The organism is Geobacter anodireducens (assembly GCA_001628815.1).
Classification (GTDB): Bacteria; Desulfobacterota; Desulfuromonadia; order Geobacterales; family Geobacteraceae; genus Geobacter; species Geobacter anodireducens.
This window is the reverse complement of sequence record CP014963.1, coordinates 374,306-391,080: the sequence shown is the minus strand read 5'-3', so window position 1 is coordinate 391,080 and position 16,775 is coordinate 374,306. Positions and strand designations below refer to the sequence as shown.

Genomic DNA, 16,775 nt, shown 5'->3' with positions numbered 1-16,775 from the left:
CGATGGGGTTGCGCGTATCCATGCCCGCACGGCAGGCCGGCGAGTCAAAAGCTTGAACGTGCCCGTCGACTCCTCACGGGACGGGGCTCCACGGACACGTCCGAGTGCTATGCACAGTCCGTTCCAGCCTGAACAGGGGGAGGAAGAAATCAGGAGATCCCTTTCCCGTTCAGGTACACGCCGTATTTCTTGTCGTCTCCCTGGATATGCTTGGAAAGCCAGTCGCGCAGGAAGGTCATGACATGCTGGGTCAGCACCGACTTGCCTTCCTGGAGCTGCTTCTGCAGATCGAGCACCTGCATGACCAGGGCATTATGCTCTTTCTTGTGGGCTTCTAAATCGGGGTAGCCGTGCTGCTTCAATACCCGCTCTTCCGCGGCGAAGTGGGTCTGAGTGTACTGGATGAGAGACTTCAGGATGTCTCCCATCACCTGATTCCCCTTGCCGGCCTTCATGGCGTCGAACAACTGATTCACCATGTCCACCAGCTTTTTGTGCTGATCGTCGAACTGCTTCACCTTGACGCTGAGCGAATCGCTCCACGAGATCAATGCCATGCCGTTCACCTCCGAAAAAATTGAAATGCCATGGTTAAGGTTATCGGCACAAGCGTTGGGAACTTTAGCAGAATGTGTCACAGTGGAACAATATACCAATCGTCCGACACGGAAGCTCCCATAAAAAGGCCGGGGTCGCCCGACAACGCATCGGGGGGTTCGGAAACGGGGCGGTCAGACGCTGAGCCTGAATCGTCCGGCGATCTGCTTGAGCTGCTCCGGAAGCTTGCCCCCCTTGGTCGTGGGATCATTCCCATTCTCTGCGTGATCGTCAGTTGCATTGCCGGCATTTCCTCCGCAGCCTTCTACCGGTGACGCATACGGCACTACGCCAAGTCATTCGGCGCACGTTCCGACCACAACGAAGACGCCCAAGACGCTACGGCATGCTGGCATGCCCGGTTGCTGCCCCTCTCATGCTGAGAGCCGGAATGTCACAACAATTTTTTGCAATTGTTCAGCCAAATCTGCAAGCTGCTCCGCGGCGCCGGCGGATTCCTGCGCACCGCGTGCGGTTTCATGGGCCGTATCGGTGATGGTCTGGATGCTGCCGCTGATTTCGGTGGTGGTGGAGGTCTGCTGCTCGGCCGCAGTGGCGATCTGACTGATCTGGAGCGAAACCGAGCCGATCTGCTCCAGGATTTCCCGCAGGGCCGCGCCCGAACGGGCCGCCTCGTCCGTCCCCTTCTCCACCTCGCGCACCCCTTCATCCATGGATGCCACTGCCCCGCGGGTTTCGCTCTGGATGGCCTTGATCATCAGGCCGATCTCACGGGTGGCCCGGGTGGTCCGCTCGGCCAGTGCCCGGACCTCGTCGGCAACCACCGCGAAGCCACGGCCCGACTCACCCGCCCGGGCCGCCTCGATGGCGGCGTTGAGGGCCAGAAGGTTCGTCTGGTCGGCAATATCCTCAATCGTGCCGATGATCTCGCCGATCTGGTCGCTGCGGGAACCGAGGCTGTCAACCGTGCGGGCCGCCTCCTTGACCCGGTCGGCGATGCGTCCCATGACGCTCACGGTCTCCTGGACCACCGCGGCGCCGCTCTCGGCCGTTTCACTCGCATGGCGGGCGCCGTCGGCAAGGGAGACGCAGTTAACGGCAATCTCCATGCTCGTGGCGGCCATCTCCTCGCTGGCCGTCGCCACGGTGGCAGCCTGACCAGCCACGTTCTCGGCCGCCTCCACCATCTGGCGCGACGCCTCCTGGACCTGGCCCGCCGCAGCGGCCACCTGCAGGGCATTGTTGGCAACCGTGCCCACGATCCCCTGGAGTTTCTCCACAAACCTGTTGAAGGCGAGGGCCAGTTCGCCCGACTCGTCTTCCCGCTCCACCGCGATCCGCCGGGTCAGGTCCCCCTCTCCCTCGGCGATGTCCTGTAGGCTCGCCACCGCATGCCGCAGGGGCTGAACCACGCCGAGGCCCACGGAAAAGGCCAGCGACAGGGCAAACAGGGCAAACAGGGCCGTCCCCCCCAGCACCACCCACCGGAGCCGGGCCATGTCGGCACGCACGTCATCCACGTAGATGCCGCTGCCGACAACCCATCCCCAGGGTTCGTACAACTTCACGTACGAGATTTTCTCCACCGGTTCGCTGGCGCCCGGCTTTGGCCAGAGGTAGGGAACGAACCCCTCTCCCTTCTCCCGGCAGATCCTGGCAAACTCGCGGAAAAGGTAGGTGCCGCGCGGATCCTTGTTCTCGGACAGATCAGTGCCGTCCAGGTCGGGCTTGATCGGGTGCATGATCATCCTGGGCGCCAGGTCGTTGATCCAGAAATACTCCTTGCCCTGGTAGCGGAGTTGCTTGACATGGTCGATGGCCCGTTTCCTGGCCTCGTCCTCGGTGATCTCCCCCCGCTTGGCGCGCTCTCCCAGGTCGGCCACGAGATTGTAGGCCACCTCCACCACGCTCTTGGTCTTTTCCTTCTTGCCGTCCATCATCTTCTCGCCGATGAAGGGCAGAAGTGCGAAAAGGACGAGGGCCGCGATGAGGACGACCGTAATGCCGGAGATGGTCATGATTTTCGGCAGGATGCCCCAGTTGCGGTATCGCTTGATCTGCATGGACGACTCCTTTTCGCGCCGGCGCCGGCCGGACGACAGATGTATTCCCTGAGGGTGCGTACAAGTTAGTATCGACCAAAATTGCCGTGACTTTAGCTGACAAAGCGCAATTGCGGAAAAACTGGTGGAGGGAAAACGTACCGGCGGGAGCCACGCCCGACAGGATGAAGCGAAAGGCTGCGGCCAGGGACGGAGAGGATGCCCCGTCTCGCGGCCGGTTACGCCATAATGATGTACAGGGAGTGAAAAAATCAGGGAGGGAAAGACAAACGGGGCACCCCGTGTTCAGAACAGGGCCCTGACCACTTGGGCCGGGGCACCCTCGCGGAGGGAGTAGCAGACCCGGGCGCCTTCGCGCCGGGCCTCCAGGACGCCGTGCTCCCGCATCACCTTCAGGTGTTGGGAAACCACTGCCTGGGGCATGCCGAGGCACTTCCAGATATCCTTGACGCAGGCGCACTCGCGCGCAAGTCCCGCCGCGATCCGCAGCCGCACCGGATGGCCGAGGATGCGCAGCAACTGGGCCGACACCTCGTAATTCCGTGCTAGTTCTTCATTCATGGTCATCACCTCACGAATGTGGTCACCGGGTGATCGGAAACCCGTTGCGATACCAGCCGACGATGCCGTCGTGCATGTTGTAGACCTCGCCGTATCCCCGCTGGGTCAGGTAGCCGGCCACGAGCCCCGAGCGGGACCCCACGGCGCAATAGATCAGCACCGGCCTTCCCTTGGGGATCTGCGCGATGCGGCGCTCCACTTCGTTGATGGGGATGAGCACCGACCCGGACAGGCGGGCCTGGCGGTATTCGTCAGGGGTCCGCACGTCCAGGAGAAAGACGTTGCGCTTCGTGTCGAGCAGCGCCTTGGCCTCGGCAGAACCGATGTTACGGTAGGACGCAGCCAGGGCGGTGGCGGCGAGCGACGCCACCATGAGCACGGCAATGATGAACTTCCTAATCATGAACGATCCTTTCCTGACGTTCAGACTTCCAGGGTGTATCCCACCGCAGACGGGTGAAACCGGCCGGGGAATTCATGCATGAGCCGGGCGGCTGCGGCAAAGCCGGTACAGTGGCTTCCCACGAGCTTGTGTACTCCCAGCTCCCGCAGGGACTTCACTGTTTCATCCAGTTGCTCCCGGCCGCAGAAACCGAGATGGGTGCCGCCGATGATCGTGTGGACCAGGGACTCACCGGTGCATTCCACCGCCCATCGGGCCGTGTTGACCACCCCTGCATGGCAGCATCCCAACAGCAGCACCAACCCCCGCTCCGTACGGATCACCAGGGACTGATCATCGCGGACCGGGTCGGACCGGCAGCCCGCCCCATCGCAGAAAAGCCCCGTGTCGCCGGTCTCGAAGGCGGTCGTGCGGGGGACCTCGCCGGTCAGATAGAGGCCGGGGCCGATCTCCCGGAACCGGGTACCGAAATCGAAATGCGCCCCCTGCCCCCGCAGGAACGCCTCGTCAAAGGGAATCCCGATGGAGAGAGGGGCACCCGTATCCTTCACCCGGTAGCGGGGGGCGAAGATATCGGGGTGAGCCAGCACCTCCTTGCTCCCGCAGGTGCGCAGGAGAGGCCAGAGGCCGCCGGCGTGGTCGTAATGGCCGTGAGAGATGACGACACGGAACACGGCGGCCAGGTTGCGCCCCAGGCGCTGGGCATTGCGCAGGAGCGTCTCACCCATCCCCGTATCGAAGAGGAGCGCGTCCCCCTCCCACTCCACCAGGGCCGCGAACCCGTGCTCGCCCAGGGTGCCGGAAACAGGACCCACCGTGTTGTCGCAGAGGATCGTGATCCGGCGGTTCATTTGTCGCAGCCCCCCTTGGGAAACTTCGGCACCCCCAGTTTTTCCAGGAAGTACACCATGGGGCACCAGTTGGTGAAGCCCGACTGGAAGAGGTTCAGCCCCACAAAGGCGGTGAACCAGAGCCAGTTGGGGTTGTGGAAGCGGGCGAGCGCCAGGGAGAGCATGATGAACGCGCCGGCGATGATTCTGAGCATTCTGTCGATATACATGGCATGCCTCCGTGGTTACGCTTCCAGCAGTTCCGCCGTCCTTCTGGCCACCTCGCCGGTGAGGACCGCACAGCCCCCCTTCCCCTTGGCGTTCTTGGTGGCGATGCGGCAGCAGGTTGCGCCGTACTCGTGTTTGAACCACTCATGGAGCTGGCGGGTGAGACGGTTCACCCGCCGCTTGTCCTCCTTCACCGCCAACCCGAAGGCCATGGTGCCCCCGGAAACCGCCCCGCACAGGCAGCCGGCATTGGAGCCGCCACCGAAGCCGGCCGCCAGCCGCACCACGTCCTGGGGTGTTTCGGGAGAATAGGCGTTGCGCATCGCCATGAGCACCGCTTCGGCGCAGTGCATCCTGCCCGTGCGGTAGAACCCCTCGGCGTCGAGCCCGACCTGCTCGGCAACCGAGTCGGCTGTTGGGTTATCCCTTTTCTTCAACCAGAACATCCGAGTTCCTCCGTTTTTCCTTCCAGCGCTCCACCAGGAAGTAGACGATCGGTATCGTTACCCGCGACAGGGTGGTGGAGGCAATCTCCCCGAACATGAGCGCCAGGGCGAGCCCCTGGAAGATGGGATCGAAGACGATGACGAAACTTCCCACCACCACGGCCGCTGCGGTCAGGAGCATGGGCCGGAACCGGACCGCTCCGGCCTCGATGATGGCCTCATCCAGGGGGAGTCCCTCCCGCCGCTTCATCTCGGCGAAATCGATCAGGATGATGGAGTTTCGGACGATGATGCCTGCCAGTGCAATGAAGCCGATCATGCTCGTGGCCGTGAAGAAGGCCCCGAACAGGGCGTGCCCGGGCAGGATGCCGATGAGGGTGAGCGGAATCGGCCCCATGATGACCAGCGGCGTGGTGAAGTCCTTGAACCAGGCCACCACCAGCAGGTAGATCATGATCATTACCGCGCCAAAGGCAAGTCCCAGGTCCCGGAAGACCTCGTAGGTAATGTGCCATTCGCCGTCCCACTTGATGCCGGGGCGCTCCTCGCTCCAGGGCTGGGTGGCTGCCCGCTGCTCGATCCGGTAGCCGCCGGGCAGGGGTATCCTGTCGATCTCCTTCTGCATCTTCAGGATGGCATAGACCGGCGCCTCGATGGCCCCTGCCACGTCGCCGGTAACGTAAACCACGCTTTTGAGGTTCTTGCGGTAGAGAGTCTGGTCCTCGACGCCGGTGGAGACCCGCACGAGCTGGGACAAGGGCACGTTCCCCCGGGGACCGGGCACATAGATGGAGGAGAGGGCCTCCACCGAACTCCGCTGCGCCGCCGGGAGCCGCACGTTGATGGCCACGGGCTCCTTTTCCCGGGGGAGATGCATGATTCCCGCGTCGACCCCTCCCAGGGCCAGGCGCAGCGTCCGGGACACATCATCCACGGATATCCCCGACAGAGCCGCCTTCTCCCGGTCCACGGCAAAGGAGACCTTTGGCTGATCGTCCTCCACGTACCAGTCGGTGTCCACCACGCCGTCCACCTTCTCATAGATGGCCTTGATCTTGCGCGCGATGTCCAGGCGCGTGGCATGGTCCGGCCCGTAGACCTCGGTGACCAGGGTCGAGAGGACCGGCGGGCCGGGCGGCACCTCGGCCACCTTGATCCGGGCGCCGTGGCGGTCGGCCACCGCCTTGAGCAGGGGACGGACCTGCTTTGCCAGGTCGTGGGACTGGGCCGAACGCTCGCTCTTGTGGACGAAGTTCACCTGGATGTCGGCCACGTGGGGGCCGGTCCGCAGGTAGTAGTGGCGCACCAGGCCGTTGAAGTTGAAGGGGGCATTGGTCCCCACGTACATCTGGAAATCGGTCACCTCGGGGATGCCTCGGAGCGCCTGCCCCATCTCGGCGGTCATGCGGGCCGTCTCCTCCAGGGGGGTCCCCTCGGGGGCGTCGATGATCACCTGGAGCTCGTTCTTGTTGTCGAACGGCAGCATCTTCACCGTCACGAGCTTGAAATAGAGAAGCGAGCACGACGCCGCCAGCAGCACCGCCACCCCCACCATGAACCCGGTACGCAACGGGCGGTTGTGGAGCAGGGCCCCCATGATCTTCCGGTAGAAGATGGTAAGCTTCGACTCCTCGGCCTCCTCGGCGCTGCCGTAGTGGGACTCCCCTTTCATGAGGCGGTAGGCAAAGTAGGGGGTCACGATGAAGGCGATGAACATGGAGATGAGCATGGCCATGCTGGCCCCCACCGGGATCGGCCGCATGTACGGCCCCATGAGCCCCCCCACGAACCCCATGGGCAGGATTGAGGCGATGACCGCGAAGGTGGCCAGCACCGTGGGGTTGCCGATCTCGTCCACGGCCCGGATGGCCGCCTCCAGCGGCTTGAACCGGGTGGTGGTGAAGTAGCGGTGGATGTTCTCCACCACCACGATGGCATCGTCCACCAGGATGCCGATGGAGAAGATAAGGGCAAAGAGAGTGATCCGGTTAAGGGTGTAGCCGATCTGGTTGAAGACCAGCATGGTCAGTGCCAGGGTCACCGGAATGGCAACGGCGGTCACGGCCCCGGCCCGCCACCCCATGAAGACGGCAATGAGGATCGTGACCGAGATGGCCGCCAGGAACATGTGGTAGAGCAGCTCGTTGTTCTTCTCCCGGGCGGTCTCGCCGTAGTTGCGGGTCACCGTGACCTTCACGTCGGAGGGGATCACCTTGCCCTTGAGTGCCTCCACCCGATGGAGAAGGTCCTCGGCCACCCAGGTGGCGTTGGCCCCCTTGCGTTTGGCCACGGCAATGGTTACGGCCGGATAGTTTTCCGCCTGATTTCCGCTGATCCCCTTGGTCCCCGCCGCCGGCCCCAATCCGAAGAAGACGTAGCTGGACGGCTCCGGCGCCCCGTCAGTGACCGTGGCCACGTCGGCCAGGTAGACGGGGCGGCCGTTGAAGACTCCCACCACGAGCCGGCGGGCATCGTCCGCAGTGGCGATGAAGGAACCGGTCTCCACGATCGTTTCCCGGTTGCCCGCGGCAAAGGCACCGGACTGGAGCGAGGCGTTGCCGGCGTGGATGGCGCCGGAAACCTGGAGCGGCGAAAGATTGTAGGCCGCCAGGCGCGCACTGTCCAGGCGGACCGACAGGGTTCTGCTGAGTCCCCCTTTGATCTCGGCCTCGGCCACGTTTTCGCCCTTCTTCAGTTCATCGCAGAGCTCCCGGGCGATGCGGCGGAGCATGAACCCGTCGTACCGCTCGGACCAAAGGGTGAGGGAAAGGATCGGCACGTCGTCGATGGACTTGGGGACCACGAGCGGTTCGCCCGCGCCGGGGGGGAGGAGGGTCCGGTTGCTCATGAGCTTGTTGTAGAGCTTAACGAGGGAGTCTTCCATGTTCTCCCCCACCAGGAAGCGGACCGTCACGAGTCCCATCCCCGGCCGGCTCATGGCGTAGACGTACTCCACCCCGTTCACTTCCCACATCTTCCGCTCGATGGGGGAAACCACCCGTTCCTCCACCTCCTGGGGAGTGGAGCCGGGCATGGGGAGGTAGATATCCACCATCGGCACCACGATCTGGGGCTCCTCCTCCCGCGGGGTCACCAGGACTGCGTAGACCCCCAGGAGCAGGGAAGCGATGACGATGAGGGGCGTCAGCTTGGAATCGATGAACGCCCGGGCTATTTTGCCGGCAAAGCCGAGATGGTGATTATCCATGGTGATCAGAACTCCGGAAAGGTCCATCCCTGGTGCAGGACCAGGACAATACCGATGATGAACAGCCAGGCCGCCAGCAGCCAGAGAAGCCAGGACGGGAAGCCGGCATTGGTTTCGTCTCGTTCAGGGTCGCGTCCGTCGTCGTGCATGGCGGCGGCGCCTCCCCGCGCCGGAGCGCGGAGCAACGGGCTGCCGCGCCTCCTTTTCCACAGGCATCAGCCTTACTGGATCTTCGCCCCCTCGACGACCTTTTCCAGGCCGGCCGCAATGACCCGTTCGCCTGCCGTGAGCCCCGAAAGGATCTCGATCCGGTCGCCCAGGGGCTTCCCCGTCTTCACGAGCCGCAGCCGGGCGACGTTCCCCTGGTCCACCGTCCAGACCGAGGAAAGGGCCCCCCGTTCCATCACCGCCGACTTCGGCACGAGAATCCCCTGCCGTTCGCCGGTGGCAATGAAGGCCCGGCCGAACATGCCGGACCTGATCCCCGCGCCAGCCAGTTCCACCTTGACGGTGAAGGTTCTGCTCGCCGGATCAGCGGCGGGCACGACCTCCACCACCCGGCCTTCCAGCGAGAGCCCGGCCCCGTCGATGGTCACCGGCACGCGCTGACCACGCTTCACCCGGCCGGCCAGGGATTCGGGAACGGACGCCTCCAGGCGGTGCCCCCCGTCACCCTCGATGGTCATCAGCGGCGTGCCAGGAAACACGGTCATGCCGTTTTCCACCTGCTTTGCGGTCACCACCCCGGCAAGGGGGGAGACGATGCGGGTGTAGCCCGCCACAACCCCGGCCGCCCGGGCACTCTCCCTGCTCGCCGCCAGACGGGCCGTGGCCCGCCCCACACCCTGCTCGGCCACGTCTCGGTCGGCGCGGCGGTTGTCCATCTCTTGACGGGTCACGGCCTCATCCTTGAAGAGGTTCGCGTAGCGCTCATAGGTTGCGTCGGCCAGCCGCTTGCGGGCGCGGGCCTCGTCCAGTGCCCGCTCCGCCTCGGCCACCTGGGCGGCCGCAGCGGACGCCTGGGCCGAACTCTCGGCGGCCTCCAGGGTCACCAGGAGCTTTCCCTTGCCCACCCGGTCACCCTCCCGCACGAGAACGCCGGTTACGGTGGCGGGAAGCCGGGCCGCAATGACTGCGGCATCTGCGGCGCGTACCGTCCCCACCGCCTCCGCGCCGTCCGGGATTGCCTGGCCGGCTGCCGGCACCAGTGTCACGCCCGTCACGACGGGGGGCTGCTTCGATTCCGCCTTGTCCGCCTTGTGGCCGCAGCCCGTGAGGGCCACGCCCAGGAGGACGACGCCACAGGCCCCTCTCACTCCTCTCCCCATCCTCATTTCACCGTCTCCTTCAGGAATAGTCCGGCCGCGTGGTAAACGCGGGCCGTGGCCAGCAGATAATCGCTCTCGCGCTCCACGAGGCCGGTCCTGCTCCGATTCAGGGCCGACTGGGCATCCAGCAGTTCCACCATGGTGGCGAGACCGTTTTCGTACCGCTTCGCCACGATGCGCATCCCTTCGTCGGCAGCCAGCAGTGCGTGACGGGCCACCTCCAGCCGCTTGCCGGCCTCTTCGCGGCGCAGGGCAGCCTCGCGCACCCGGAGCACCACCTCCTTGCGCTGCTGTTCCAGGTACTGGAGCGCAGCCTGCCGGACGGCACCGGCCCTGGCCTGGTCGTGTGAACGACGCAGGCCGTCGAACAGTTCCCACCGGAGGTTCACGCCGGCCATCCAGGCGTCGTTGTCCCGGCCCAAGGGGATATCCCGGTCATTCATCTGGTAGGACGCCCCGGCATAGACCGTGGGGAACCAGGCACTGCGCGCAGCCCCTACCGCCGCCTCGGCCCGGGCCACGTCCTTTTCGCCCCCCTTCAGATCGCTGCGATTGGCCAGGGCCTCCCGCACCAGCTCATTCTCGGAGAGCCGCACCGGTGCGCTGGTCAGTTCCTCGGCGATGTCCAGGGACTCGCCGGCCTCCCCCCCCACGGCCAGGGCCAGCCGCATCCGCGCCAGGCGCAGGTCGTTCAGGGCAGTGATGGTGCGCTGCTCCGACTCGGAGAGAAAGGTCCGCGCCCGCAACTCGTCGGAACGGAGCGCGGTACCCTCCCGGCTCCGGGCCTGGGCCACCCGCAGGCTCTCCCGGGCCTCGGCCACCTCCTTCTCCGTTGCCGCCAGGGTCGCCCGTCCCTTCTGGACATCGAGATACGCCGCATAGACCGCCAGGCCCACGTCCTCCCGCCGCTGGGCCAGAACGAAACCGGCCCGTTCCGCCTCTTTTTCGGCCATCTCCCGGTCATAGCCTATGCTCAGGTCGAACAGGGGCTGTTCCAGGGTGACCGCGGTCCGGAAGTCCCGGTAGGACGAAGGAGTGTTCAGATTTTCAAGCTGGAGATCGTCGAGGGTGAATCGCCCCTGGTCGAGCTTCATCATGAAGACCCGGACCGGCGCGTCCGACACGGCAAAGCCCTCTTCGAGGAAGATATGGGGAAAGTAGCGGCTGCGGCTGGCTGCGGCTCCCCGTTCGGCCGCCTCCTGCTCAAAACGGGCGCCGCTCACCAGATGATTGTGCCCAAGGGCCGCTTGCAGGGCATCCTGCAGCGTGACTGACCGGTCGGCGGCGAACAGGACCGGAGGACAGAGAACCAGTATCAAAAACGCAACACGAAGCGACCTCACCACATCCCTCCCCGTGGCTGCACAGCCACATGCCAAACATATAATTTTGTATATATATACTGTATCGAATATTGTCAACGAAAAAAGTATACCTGATCTTGAAAAATTTTCATTTTTCCCTGAACCGCTGCGGAGCGTTTCAGGGAACGCGCTGCCGGAAAGGAATTGACAAATGCTGAAACTAACCCCTAGACTTGGCATTCCAGCCAGGGAGGTAGCGTGCTCAACAAGGAAAAATGGAAGAAAAACATCAAGGCGATCCTCTCGCTGGACAGCCATCCGGGGCACATTGCGGCGGGTTTCGCTGTGGGCGTCTTCATCAGCTTCACTCCGTTCTTCACCTTTCACACGCTGATGGCCATTGCCGCCGCATTCATCTTCCGGCTCAACAAGCTCACCTGCGTTACCGGAGCCTGGGTGAACACGCCGCTGACGGTCGTTCCGGTTCTGGCGATCAGCTATAAACTGGGGCGGGTCATGCGGGGGCTTCCTCCCGCAGAGCTCTCCTTTGACAAACTCGACTGGCACGCCCTCAAGCCCCACGCCACATCGCTCCTGCTGGGCACGTCGGTCATCGGCTTTGTGGCGGCGGTCATCGCCTATGTCATCTGCTACTGGCTGGTGATTCGCTTTCGCCGCAAGGATGAAACCCTGGCGACCCTGGCGGAAGAAATGGAAGAGGTGGGAGAAGAGCTGGAATAATGAACCGGAAAAAGCGGAATGCAAAAGGGGCGACCATGCGGCCGCCCCTTTTTTATTTGCCGAGGAACGGGCTGAAGACCATGTAGGTCACGTAAGACATGATTGCCGAGGCCGGGATGGTAAGGACCCAGGCCCAGAGGATACGGTAGGCCACATTCCAGTTCACGGCCGTGATGCGCTTGGAAAGCCCCACGCCGAGGATGGTGGAGGTGATGACGTGGGTGGTGCTGACCGGCATGCCGATGGAGGACGCCCCCAGGATGACGCCGGCCGAGGCGGTTTCGACGCAGAAGCCGTGCACCGGCTGCAGCTTGACGAAATCCTTTCCCACGGTCTTGATGATCCGCCATCCGCCGGCTGCGGTGCCGAGGCCCATGGCCACGGCGCAGGCGATCTTGACCCAGGTGGGCACCTCGAAGGTGGCAAGGGCCCCGTAGCTCACCAGCGCCATGGTGATGACGCCCATGGACTTCTGGGCATCGGCGGTGCCGTGGGAAAAGGCCATGAATGCGGCAGAAAGGACCTGCAATCGGCGGAAGTGCTTGTTTATGGAGTGGGGTGAGGTGCTCTTGAAACTCCAGAGCATGACCACCATGACGATGAATCCGAGGAGTGTCCCGATGACGGGCGAAAGAATGAGTGAAAGGATGATCTTCTGAAGGCCGTCCCAATGAAGGGCCGCCGTGCCGGCATGGGCGATGACCGCCCCCATGATTCCGCCGATGATGGCGTGTGACGATGACGAGGGAAGACCGTAGTACCAGGTGACGAGGTCCCAGGCAATGGCCCCAAGGACCCCGGCGAGCACCACCATCTGGGTCACGTTGCCGGCATCCACGATCCCCTTGCCAATGGTGGAGGCCACCTTGGTTGAAATCATTGCCCCCGCGAAGTTGAGCACCGCCGCCATGACGATGGCCGACCGGACCGACAGCGCCCGGGTCGAAACGCAGGTGGCAATGGCATTGGCCGTGTCGTGAAATCCGTTGATGTAGTCGAACACAAGCGCCGCCCCGATGACCAGGACGAGCATGATCAGCGTAGTGTCAAGCATTCTTCACCACCACGCTTTCGAGGATGTTGGCGGCATCTTCGCATTTGTCCGTGGCTCGCTCCAGGGTCTCGTAGATCTCCTTCCACTTGATGAGCTGGATCGGATCCTTCTCCTCGTCGAAGAGGCGGCTGACGGCTTCGCGGCAGACGCGGTCGGCCTCGTTCTCCAGGGCGTTCACCTCGACGCAATGCTCGGCGATGTGCTCGAACTTCTCGCCAAGGTGCGATACCGCCTTTTCGATGGCCAGACAGCCCTGAAGAATCAGAAAGGCCAGTTCCTTGGCCTCAGGGGTCGGCTTTTCCACGTTGTACATGATGAAACGCTGGGCCGAGGCGTCGATGAGGTCGATAATGTCGTCCAGGGCCGCGGCCAGGGCATAGATGTCCTCGCGGTCGAAGGGGGTGACGAAGCTCTTGTTGAGCTTCTGGATGATGTCGTGGGTGACGGCGTCGCAGGCGTGCTCCACGTCCTTGATCTTCTTCTGGCTCGCCAGGGGGTCGTCATAGCTGTCGAGCATCTGCTTGAGGAGCTTTCCCCCTGTCACGATATTGGCCGCCATGTCCTTGAACATGGCAAAGAATTTCTCTTCTTTAGGAATGAGACCGAACATCTGCTACCTCCGCAGTTCCGGCGGACGACCGTCGGGTTGGATTGCCAAACGGAAGAGACATACCACATTACGCTCCTGATGCCTATGAAAAATATTACAACAGCGTTACCGTTTCATGAAAACGCAACCTTTGTTTTGACTTGATTTTCCAAGGGGTTTCCTCTAGGGTCTAGCGTCGAAAACGAGGGAGACACCATCCATGGACATCCTACACGCAGCGGTCCTCGGCATCCTGCAGGGGCTCACCGAAATACTTCCCATCAGCAGTTCCGCCCACCTCATTCTCGTTCCCTGGCTTCTGGGATGGCCGGAGTCGGGGCTCACCTTCGACGTGGGGCTCCACGTGGGGACCTTGATCGCACTCTGCGTCTATTTCCGGCGCGACATCGCGTACCTGTTGAGCGATGCCGTCACCGGCCTGCGGGAAGGCTTCGGGAGCCAGACATCCAGGCTTCCGTTCTACATCATAGCCGGCACCGTGCCGGCGGCCATTGTGGGCAAGACCATGGAGGAGCCCATCGAGGCGTTTTTCCGGGGCAGCCACACCCTCATTGCCGTGCTCCTCATCGCCTTCGGCCTTCTCCTGGCGCTGGCCGACACCACCGGCCCCAAACGCTGGAGAATGGACCGGGTCGACCTGAGGGGCGCGCTTCTGATCGGCCTGGCCCAGTGCCTCGCCCTGGTCCCCGGCGTCTCCCGCTCGGGCATTACCATTACGGCGGCCCTGTTCCTCGGCTTTACCCGCGACACGGCGGCCCGCTTCTCCTTTCTCCTGTCCCTTCCCATCGTGGCCGGAGCCGGCATCCTGAAAATGGGCGAACTGGCCCGCCACGGCATCCCTGCCGGAGAGCTGGCGCCCCTGCTGACAGGCATGGCGACATCGGCCGTTTCGGGGTACCTGGGCGTGGCCTTGCTCCTCAGGCTCGTCCAGCGCTACTCCCTCTACCCCTTTGTCTGGTACCGGCTCCTGGCGGGCGGGGCGGTCCTCGCCTACCTCTTTACCCGCTGACCCACCTTCAATCTTTTAATAATTTTTAATTCATGGTAACGTTTCCCTCCCGGCCCACGGTCGAGGGAACAGTGCATCCAGGGAGGGACTGCATGGCAGGCGGCATCAAGGCATGGCCCGAGAACGAGCGGCCACGGGAAAAGCTCTTGCGGCGGGGCGCTCCGGCCCTTTCGGACGCGGAACTGCTGGCCCTCATCATCCGGACCGGTGACTCGGTGACCGGGCGGAGCGCCATCGACCTGGGGCGGGCGCTCCTTCAGGAGTGCGGCGACCTCCGTACCCTCGCCGGAGCCACCGTGAGCGAACTCTGCGCCGTGAAGGGCATGGGAACGGCAAAGGCAGCCTCCATCAAGGCAGTCCTGGAAATGGCCTCGCGCGTCAATTCCGAGCGGCTCATGATCTGCAGCGAACGATTCACCTCTCCCGAACAGGTCTACAATCACTACCACTATGCCTTCCGGGACCGGCGCAAGGAATACTTCATGGCTCTGCTCCTGGACGGAAAGAACCGGATCATGCGCGAGATCCAGGTTTCGGAAGGCTCCCTCAACCAGAGCATCGTTCATCCCCGCGAGGTCTTCAACCCGGCCGTCCGGGAGTCCGCGGCCGCGGTGATCCTCGTCCACAACCACCCCACCGGCGATCCGGCCCCGAGCCGCGAAGACCTGGAAATCACCCGCCGTCTGCGGGAAGCGGGTGATATCATGGGGATCAAGGTCCTGGACCACATCATCATCGGCGACGGCCGCTTCACCAGTTTCGTCTCGGCTGGATTACTGTAACCGTCCGTCCCCGCGGCATGGGAAAACGGGCGAGCGGTGCCGGAGGATCAGCGCTGCAGGAACGAAGCGATCCCCGCCTCGAAACGGCATGGTTCGAAGCCGAAGACGGAGGGCCAGGGATTCGAGCAGATATTTTCCTCGGTCAGCAGGATGATCTGGTCCATGGTGAGGGGAAAGAAGGAAAATCCCTGCATAATTGGCACCACGAGCTTCAGCAGCCCCAGCGGTTGGGGAATCTTGACCACATGGCCCTTGCCGAGCACTCGACCGATGGTGTCGAGGACCTCGTTGTAGGTGAGGCGGTCAGGGCCGCAGAGCTCATAGGTCTGTCCGACGGTTTCCGGCATGTCCAGGGCGAGGGCGAAGCAGCGGGCCACATCGTCGACCGACACCGGTTGGAGCCTGTAGGTGCCGTCGCCGACGACCGGCACGGCCGGAAACCTGCGGACGAATCCCGCCAGCATGTCCACAAAGGCGCCCTTGGGCCCGAAGATCAGGCATGGCCGAAAAATGGTCCAGTCGAGCCCCGACTGACGCACGACCTCCTCCGCCTGCCACTTGGTACGGTGATAGGCCGCGGTGGCGTCGGGGCGCGTGGCCAGCGCCGACATCTGGAGGTGGCGCCGGATGCCCGTTGCCCTGGCCGCCCCCACCACGTTGCGCGTGGCGTCCACGTGGAGCTTTTCAAAGGTTATCCCCCGGCCGGGAAACTCCCGGATAATCCCTACCAGGTTGACGGTGGCGTCGCAGCCGGCCACGGCCCCGGCAAAGGTATCCGGCCGCGTCACGTCGCCCTCCACCTGCTCGATCCCGGCCTCGATCCCCTCGCTCCGCCGGTGGACCAGGAGCCGGAGCGAATGCCCCCGCTCCAACAGCGCCCTCCGCACGTGCCCCCCTACAAAACCGGTTCCTCCGGTAACGAATATTTTCATGGGCGTCCCTCCGATCCGGAGCGCGACTGATGCTCCATTGAGGTGAAGTGTAGCGCATCCGCCGCCGATTGCCACACCTTCCACCGGCATGATCGCATACTGTATACAATCTGCTTGTCATCCTTAGAACGGTATGTTAATAACTTAGTATTTTCCAAGCAACCATAAGGAGAACCGGCCATGAGCGAACAGGGAGCGGTCTGCTACACATTCGAAGCCGCCGTTGAAATGGCGATAACCATGGAGGAGGAAGGATTCAGGCACTACCTTGGCGCGATCCGCAGGGTGAAGAACAAGGGGGCCAAACAGATCCTCAAGGAAGCCGCCCTGGACGAACTGGAGCATAAACTGAGCCTGGAAAAGGCCCTGCTTGATGGCCAGATGGAAGGGGCCGATTCCATGGAACGGCAGATTCCGACCATGAACCTGGGTTATGTCCTGGCCAAAAAGGAGCTCTCACCCGAGTCCGACACCCGGGAGGCCCTTGCCTACGCCATTCACCTGGAAAAAGGCGCCATCGACTTCTACCAGCGCATGGCCCAGGGGTGTGCCGGAGCGCCCATGGCAAAGCTCTTCGACCGGCTGCTGGCGGACGAGACCAAGCACCTGCAGCAGCTTGAGGACATGTACGAACAGCACTTCATGACCGAAAACTAGCATAGAACGCCAGCGAATTAAAAAAGGGAAGAGGCCCGCGCCTCTTCCCTTTTTTAATTCC

Annotated in this window: 18 protein-coding genes; 4 read left to right on the top strand and 14 right to left on the bottom strand. The window is 63.3% G+C overall.

Annotated features, from left to right (window positions below; translation table 11 throughout):
- Nucleotides 1-149: 149 nt before the first annotated feature.
- The 11 genes from A2G06_01795 to A2G06_01745 all read right to left on the bottom strand — a co-directional run bounded on the left by A2G06_01795 (nucleotide 150) and on the right by A2G06_01745 (nucleotide 10,971).
- Nucleotides 150-557: a hemerythrin gene (locus A2G06_01795; GenBank protein ID ANA39328.1), complete on the bottom strand. Its 408-nt coding sequence runs from the start codon at nucleotides 555-557 to the stop codon at nucleotides 150-152.
- Between the two features lie 414 nt (nucleotides 558-971).
- Nucleotides 972-2,621, bottom strand: coding sequence for a chemotaxis protein (locus A2G06_01790; protein ANA39327.1), 1,650 nt, complete (start codon nucleotides 2,619-2,621; stop codon nucleotides 972-974).
- A gap of 285 nt (nucleotides 2,622-2,906) precedes the next feature.
- Complete coding sequence (locus A2G06_01785) at nucleotides 2,907-3,182, bottom strand: transcriptional regulator (protein ANA39326.1); 276 nt, start codon at nucleotides 3,180-3,182, stop codon at nucleotides 2,907-2,909.
- Nucleotides 3,183-3,204: 22 nt separating this feature from the next.
- Nucleotides 3,205-3,585: a rhodanese-like domain-containing protein gene (locus A2G06_01780; protein ID ANA39325.1), complete on the bottom strand. Its 381-nt coding sequence runs from the start codon at nucleotides 3,583-3,585 to the stop codon at nucleotides 3,205-3,207.
- A 20-nt stretch (nucleotides 3,586-3,605) separates the two neighbouring features.
- Nucleotides 3,606-4,436 (bottom strand): MBL fold metallo-hydrolase, encoded by an 831-nt coding sequence (locus A2G06_01775; GenBank protein ID ANA39324.1) that lies wholly within the window; start codon nucleotides 4,434-4,436, stop codon nucleotides 3,606-3,608.
- On the bottom strand, nucleotides 4,433-4,645 hold the full coding sequence (locus A2G06_01770) for a rhodanese (GenBank protein ID ANA39323.1): 213 nt from the start codon (nucleotides 4,643-4,645) through the stop codon (nucleotides 4,433-4,435). The genes A2G06_01775 and A2G06_01770 overlap by 4 nt, the downstream gene beginning before the upstream one ends.
- A 15-nt stretch (nucleotides 4,646-4,660) precedes the next feature.
- Complete coding sequence (locus tag A2G06_01765) at nucleotides 4,661-5,089, bottom strand: hypothetical protein (protein ID ANA39322.1); 429 nt, start codon at nucleotides 5,087-5,089, stop codon at nucleotides 4,661-4,663.
- Complete coding sequence (locus A2G06_01760; GenBank protein ANA39321.1) at nucleotides 5,064-8,297, bottom strand: multidrug transporter AcrB; 3,234 nt, start codon at nucleotides 8,295-8,297, stop codon at nucleotides 5,064-5,066. Before A2G06_01760 ends, A2G06_01765 begins: the two co-directional genes overlap by 26 nt.
- Before the next feature lie 5 nt (nucleotides 8,298-8,302).
- Nucleotides 8,303-8,482, bottom strand: coding sequence for a hypothetical protein (locus tag A2G06_01755; protein ID ANA39320.1), 180 nt, complete (start codon nucleotides 8,480-8,482; stop codon nucleotides 8,303-8,305).
- A gap of 36 nt (nucleotides 8,483-8,518) precedes the next feature.
- The gene (locus A2G06_01750; GenBank protein ID ANA39319.1) at nucleotides 8,519-9,631 is read right to left on the bottom strand and encodes an efflux transporter periplasmic adaptor subunit; all 1,113 of its coding nucleotides are present in this window, start codon (nucleotides 9,629-9,631) and stop codon (nucleotides 8,519-8,521) included.
- Complete coding sequence (locus A2G06_01745) at nucleotides 9,628-10,971, bottom strand: RND transporter (protein ID ANA39318.1); 1,344 nt, start codon at nucleotides 10,969-10,971, stop codon at nucleotides 9,628-9,630. Before A2G06_01745 ends, A2G06_01750 begins: the two co-directional genes overlap by 4 nt.
- A gap of 216 nt (nucleotides 10,972-11,187) precedes the next feature.
- Here A2G06_01745 and A2G06_01740 point away from each other — a divergent pair, with 216 nt between their 5' ends.
- Nucleotides 11,188-11,670: a hypothetical protein gene (locus A2G06_01740; GenBank protein ID ANA39317.1), complete on the top strand. Its 483-nt coding sequence runs from the start codon at nucleotides 11,188-11,190 to the stop codon at nucleotides 11,668-11,670.
- Between the two features lie 52 nt (nucleotides 11,671-11,722).
- Here A2G06_01740 and A2G06_01735 read toward each other — a convergent pair whose 3' ends face one another.
- Nucleotides 11,723-12,724: an inorganic phosphate transporter gene (locus A2G06_01735; GenBank protein ID ANA39316.1), complete on the bottom strand. Its 1,002-nt coding sequence runs from the start codon at nucleotides 12,722-12,724 to the stop codon at nucleotides 11,723-11,725.
- Complete coding sequence (locus A2G06_01730) at nucleotides 12,717-13,334, bottom strand: phosphate transport regulator (protein ID ANA39315.1); 618 nt, start codon at nucleotides 13,332-13,334, stop codon at nucleotides 12,717-12,719. Before A2G06_01730 ends, A2G06_01735 begins: the two co-directional genes overlap by 8 nt.
- A gap of 199 nt (nucleotides 13,335-13,533) precedes the next feature.
- Between A2G06_01730 and A2G06_01725 the strand changes: the two genes are divergently transcribed.
- A complete protein-coding gene (locus A2G06_01725; protein ID ANA39314.1) occupies nucleotides 13,534-14,343 on the top strand; it encodes an undecaprenyl-diphosphatase in 810 nt (269 codons plus the stop codon).
- A 92-nt stretch (nucleotides 14,344-14,435) separates the two neighbouring features.
- On the top strand, nucleotides 14,436-15,125 hold the full coding sequence (locus A2G06_01720; protein ID ANA39313.1) for a hypothetical protein: 690 nt from the start codon (nucleotides 14,436-14,438) through the stop codon (nucleotides 15,123-15,125).
- A 47-nt stretch (nucleotides 15,126-15,172) separates the two neighbouring features.
- Here the strand turns inward: A2G06_01720 and A2G06_01715 are convergent, their stop codons facing one another.
- A complete protein-coding gene (locus A2G06_01715; protein ID ANA39312.1) occupies nucleotides 15,173-16,057 on the bottom strand; it encodes an NAD-dependent dehydratase in 885 nt (294 codons plus the stop codon).
- Nucleotides 16,058-16,237: 180 nt separating this feature from the next.
- Between A2G06_01715 and A2G06_01710 the strand changes: the two genes are divergently transcribed.
- Complete coding sequence (locus A2G06_01710) at nucleotides 16,238-16,714, top strand: ferritin (GenBank protein ANA39311.1); 477 nt, start codon at nucleotides 16,238-16,240, stop codon at nucleotides 16,712-16,714.
- Nucleotides 16,715-16,775: the final 61 nt, after the last annotated feature.

Bases quoted from the DNA above. Each gene is read 5' to 3' on its own strand.
- A2G06_01760 (ANA39321.1), bottom strand. From the start codon at position 8,297: ATGGATAATCACCATCTCGGCTTTGCCGGCAAAATAGCCCGGGCGTTC.
- A2G06_01785 (ANA39326.1), bottom strand. From the start codon at position 3,182: ATGAATGAAGAACTAGCACGGAATTACGAGGTGTCGGCCCAGTTGCTG.
- A2G06_01790 (ANA39327.1), bottom strand. From the start codon at position 2,621: ATGCAGATCAAGCGATACCGCAACTGGGGCATCCTGCCGAAAATCATG.
- A2G06_01710 (ANA39311.1), top strand. From the start codon at position 16,238: ATGAGCGAACAGGGAGCGGTCTGCTACACATTCGAAGCCGCCGTTGAA.
- A2G06_01780 (ANA39325.1), bottom strand. From the start codon at position 3,585: ATGATTAGGAAGTTCATCATTGCCGTGCTCATGGTGGCGTCGCTCGCC.
- A2G06_01725 (ANA39314.1), top strand. From the start codon at position 13,534: ATGGACATCCTACACGCAGCGGTCCTCGGCATCCTGCAGGGGCTCACC.
- A2G06_01750 (ANA39319.1), bottom strand. From the start codon at position 9,631: ATGAGGATGGGGAGAGGAGTGAGAGGGGCCTGTGGCGTCGTCCTCCTG.
- A2G06_01730 (ANA39315.1), bottom strand. From the start codon at position 13,334: ATGTTCGGTCTCATTCCTAAAGAAGAGAAATTCTTTGCCATGTTCAAG.
- A2G06_01715 (ANA39312.1), bottom strand. From the start codon at position 16,057: ATGAAAATATTCGTTACCGGAGGAACCGGTTTTGTAGGGGGGCACGTG.
- A2G06_01735 (ANA39316.1), bottom strand. From the start codon at position 12,724: ATGCTTGACACTACGCTGATCATGCTCGTCCTGGTCATCGGGGCGGCG.
- A2G06_01765 (ANA39322.1), bottom strand. From the start codon at position 5,089: ATGTTCTGGTTGAAGAAAAGGGATAACCCAACAGCCGACTCGGTTGCC.
- A2G06_01720 (ANA39313.1), top strand. From the start codon at position 14,436: ATGGCAGGCGGCATCAAGGCATGGCCCGAGAACGAGCGGCCACGGGAA.
- A2G06_01795 (ANA39328.1), bottom strand. From the start codon at position 557: ATGGCATTGATCTCGTGGAGCGATTCGCTCAGCGTCAAGGTGAAGCAG.
- A2G06_01775 (ANA39324.1), bottom strand. From the start codon at position 4,436: ATGAACCGCCGGATCACGATCCTCTGCGACAACACGGTGGGTCCTGTT.
- A2G06_01770 (ANA39323.1), bottom strand. From the start codon at position 4,645: ATGTATATCGACAGAATGCTCAGAATCATCGCCGGCGCGTTCATCATG.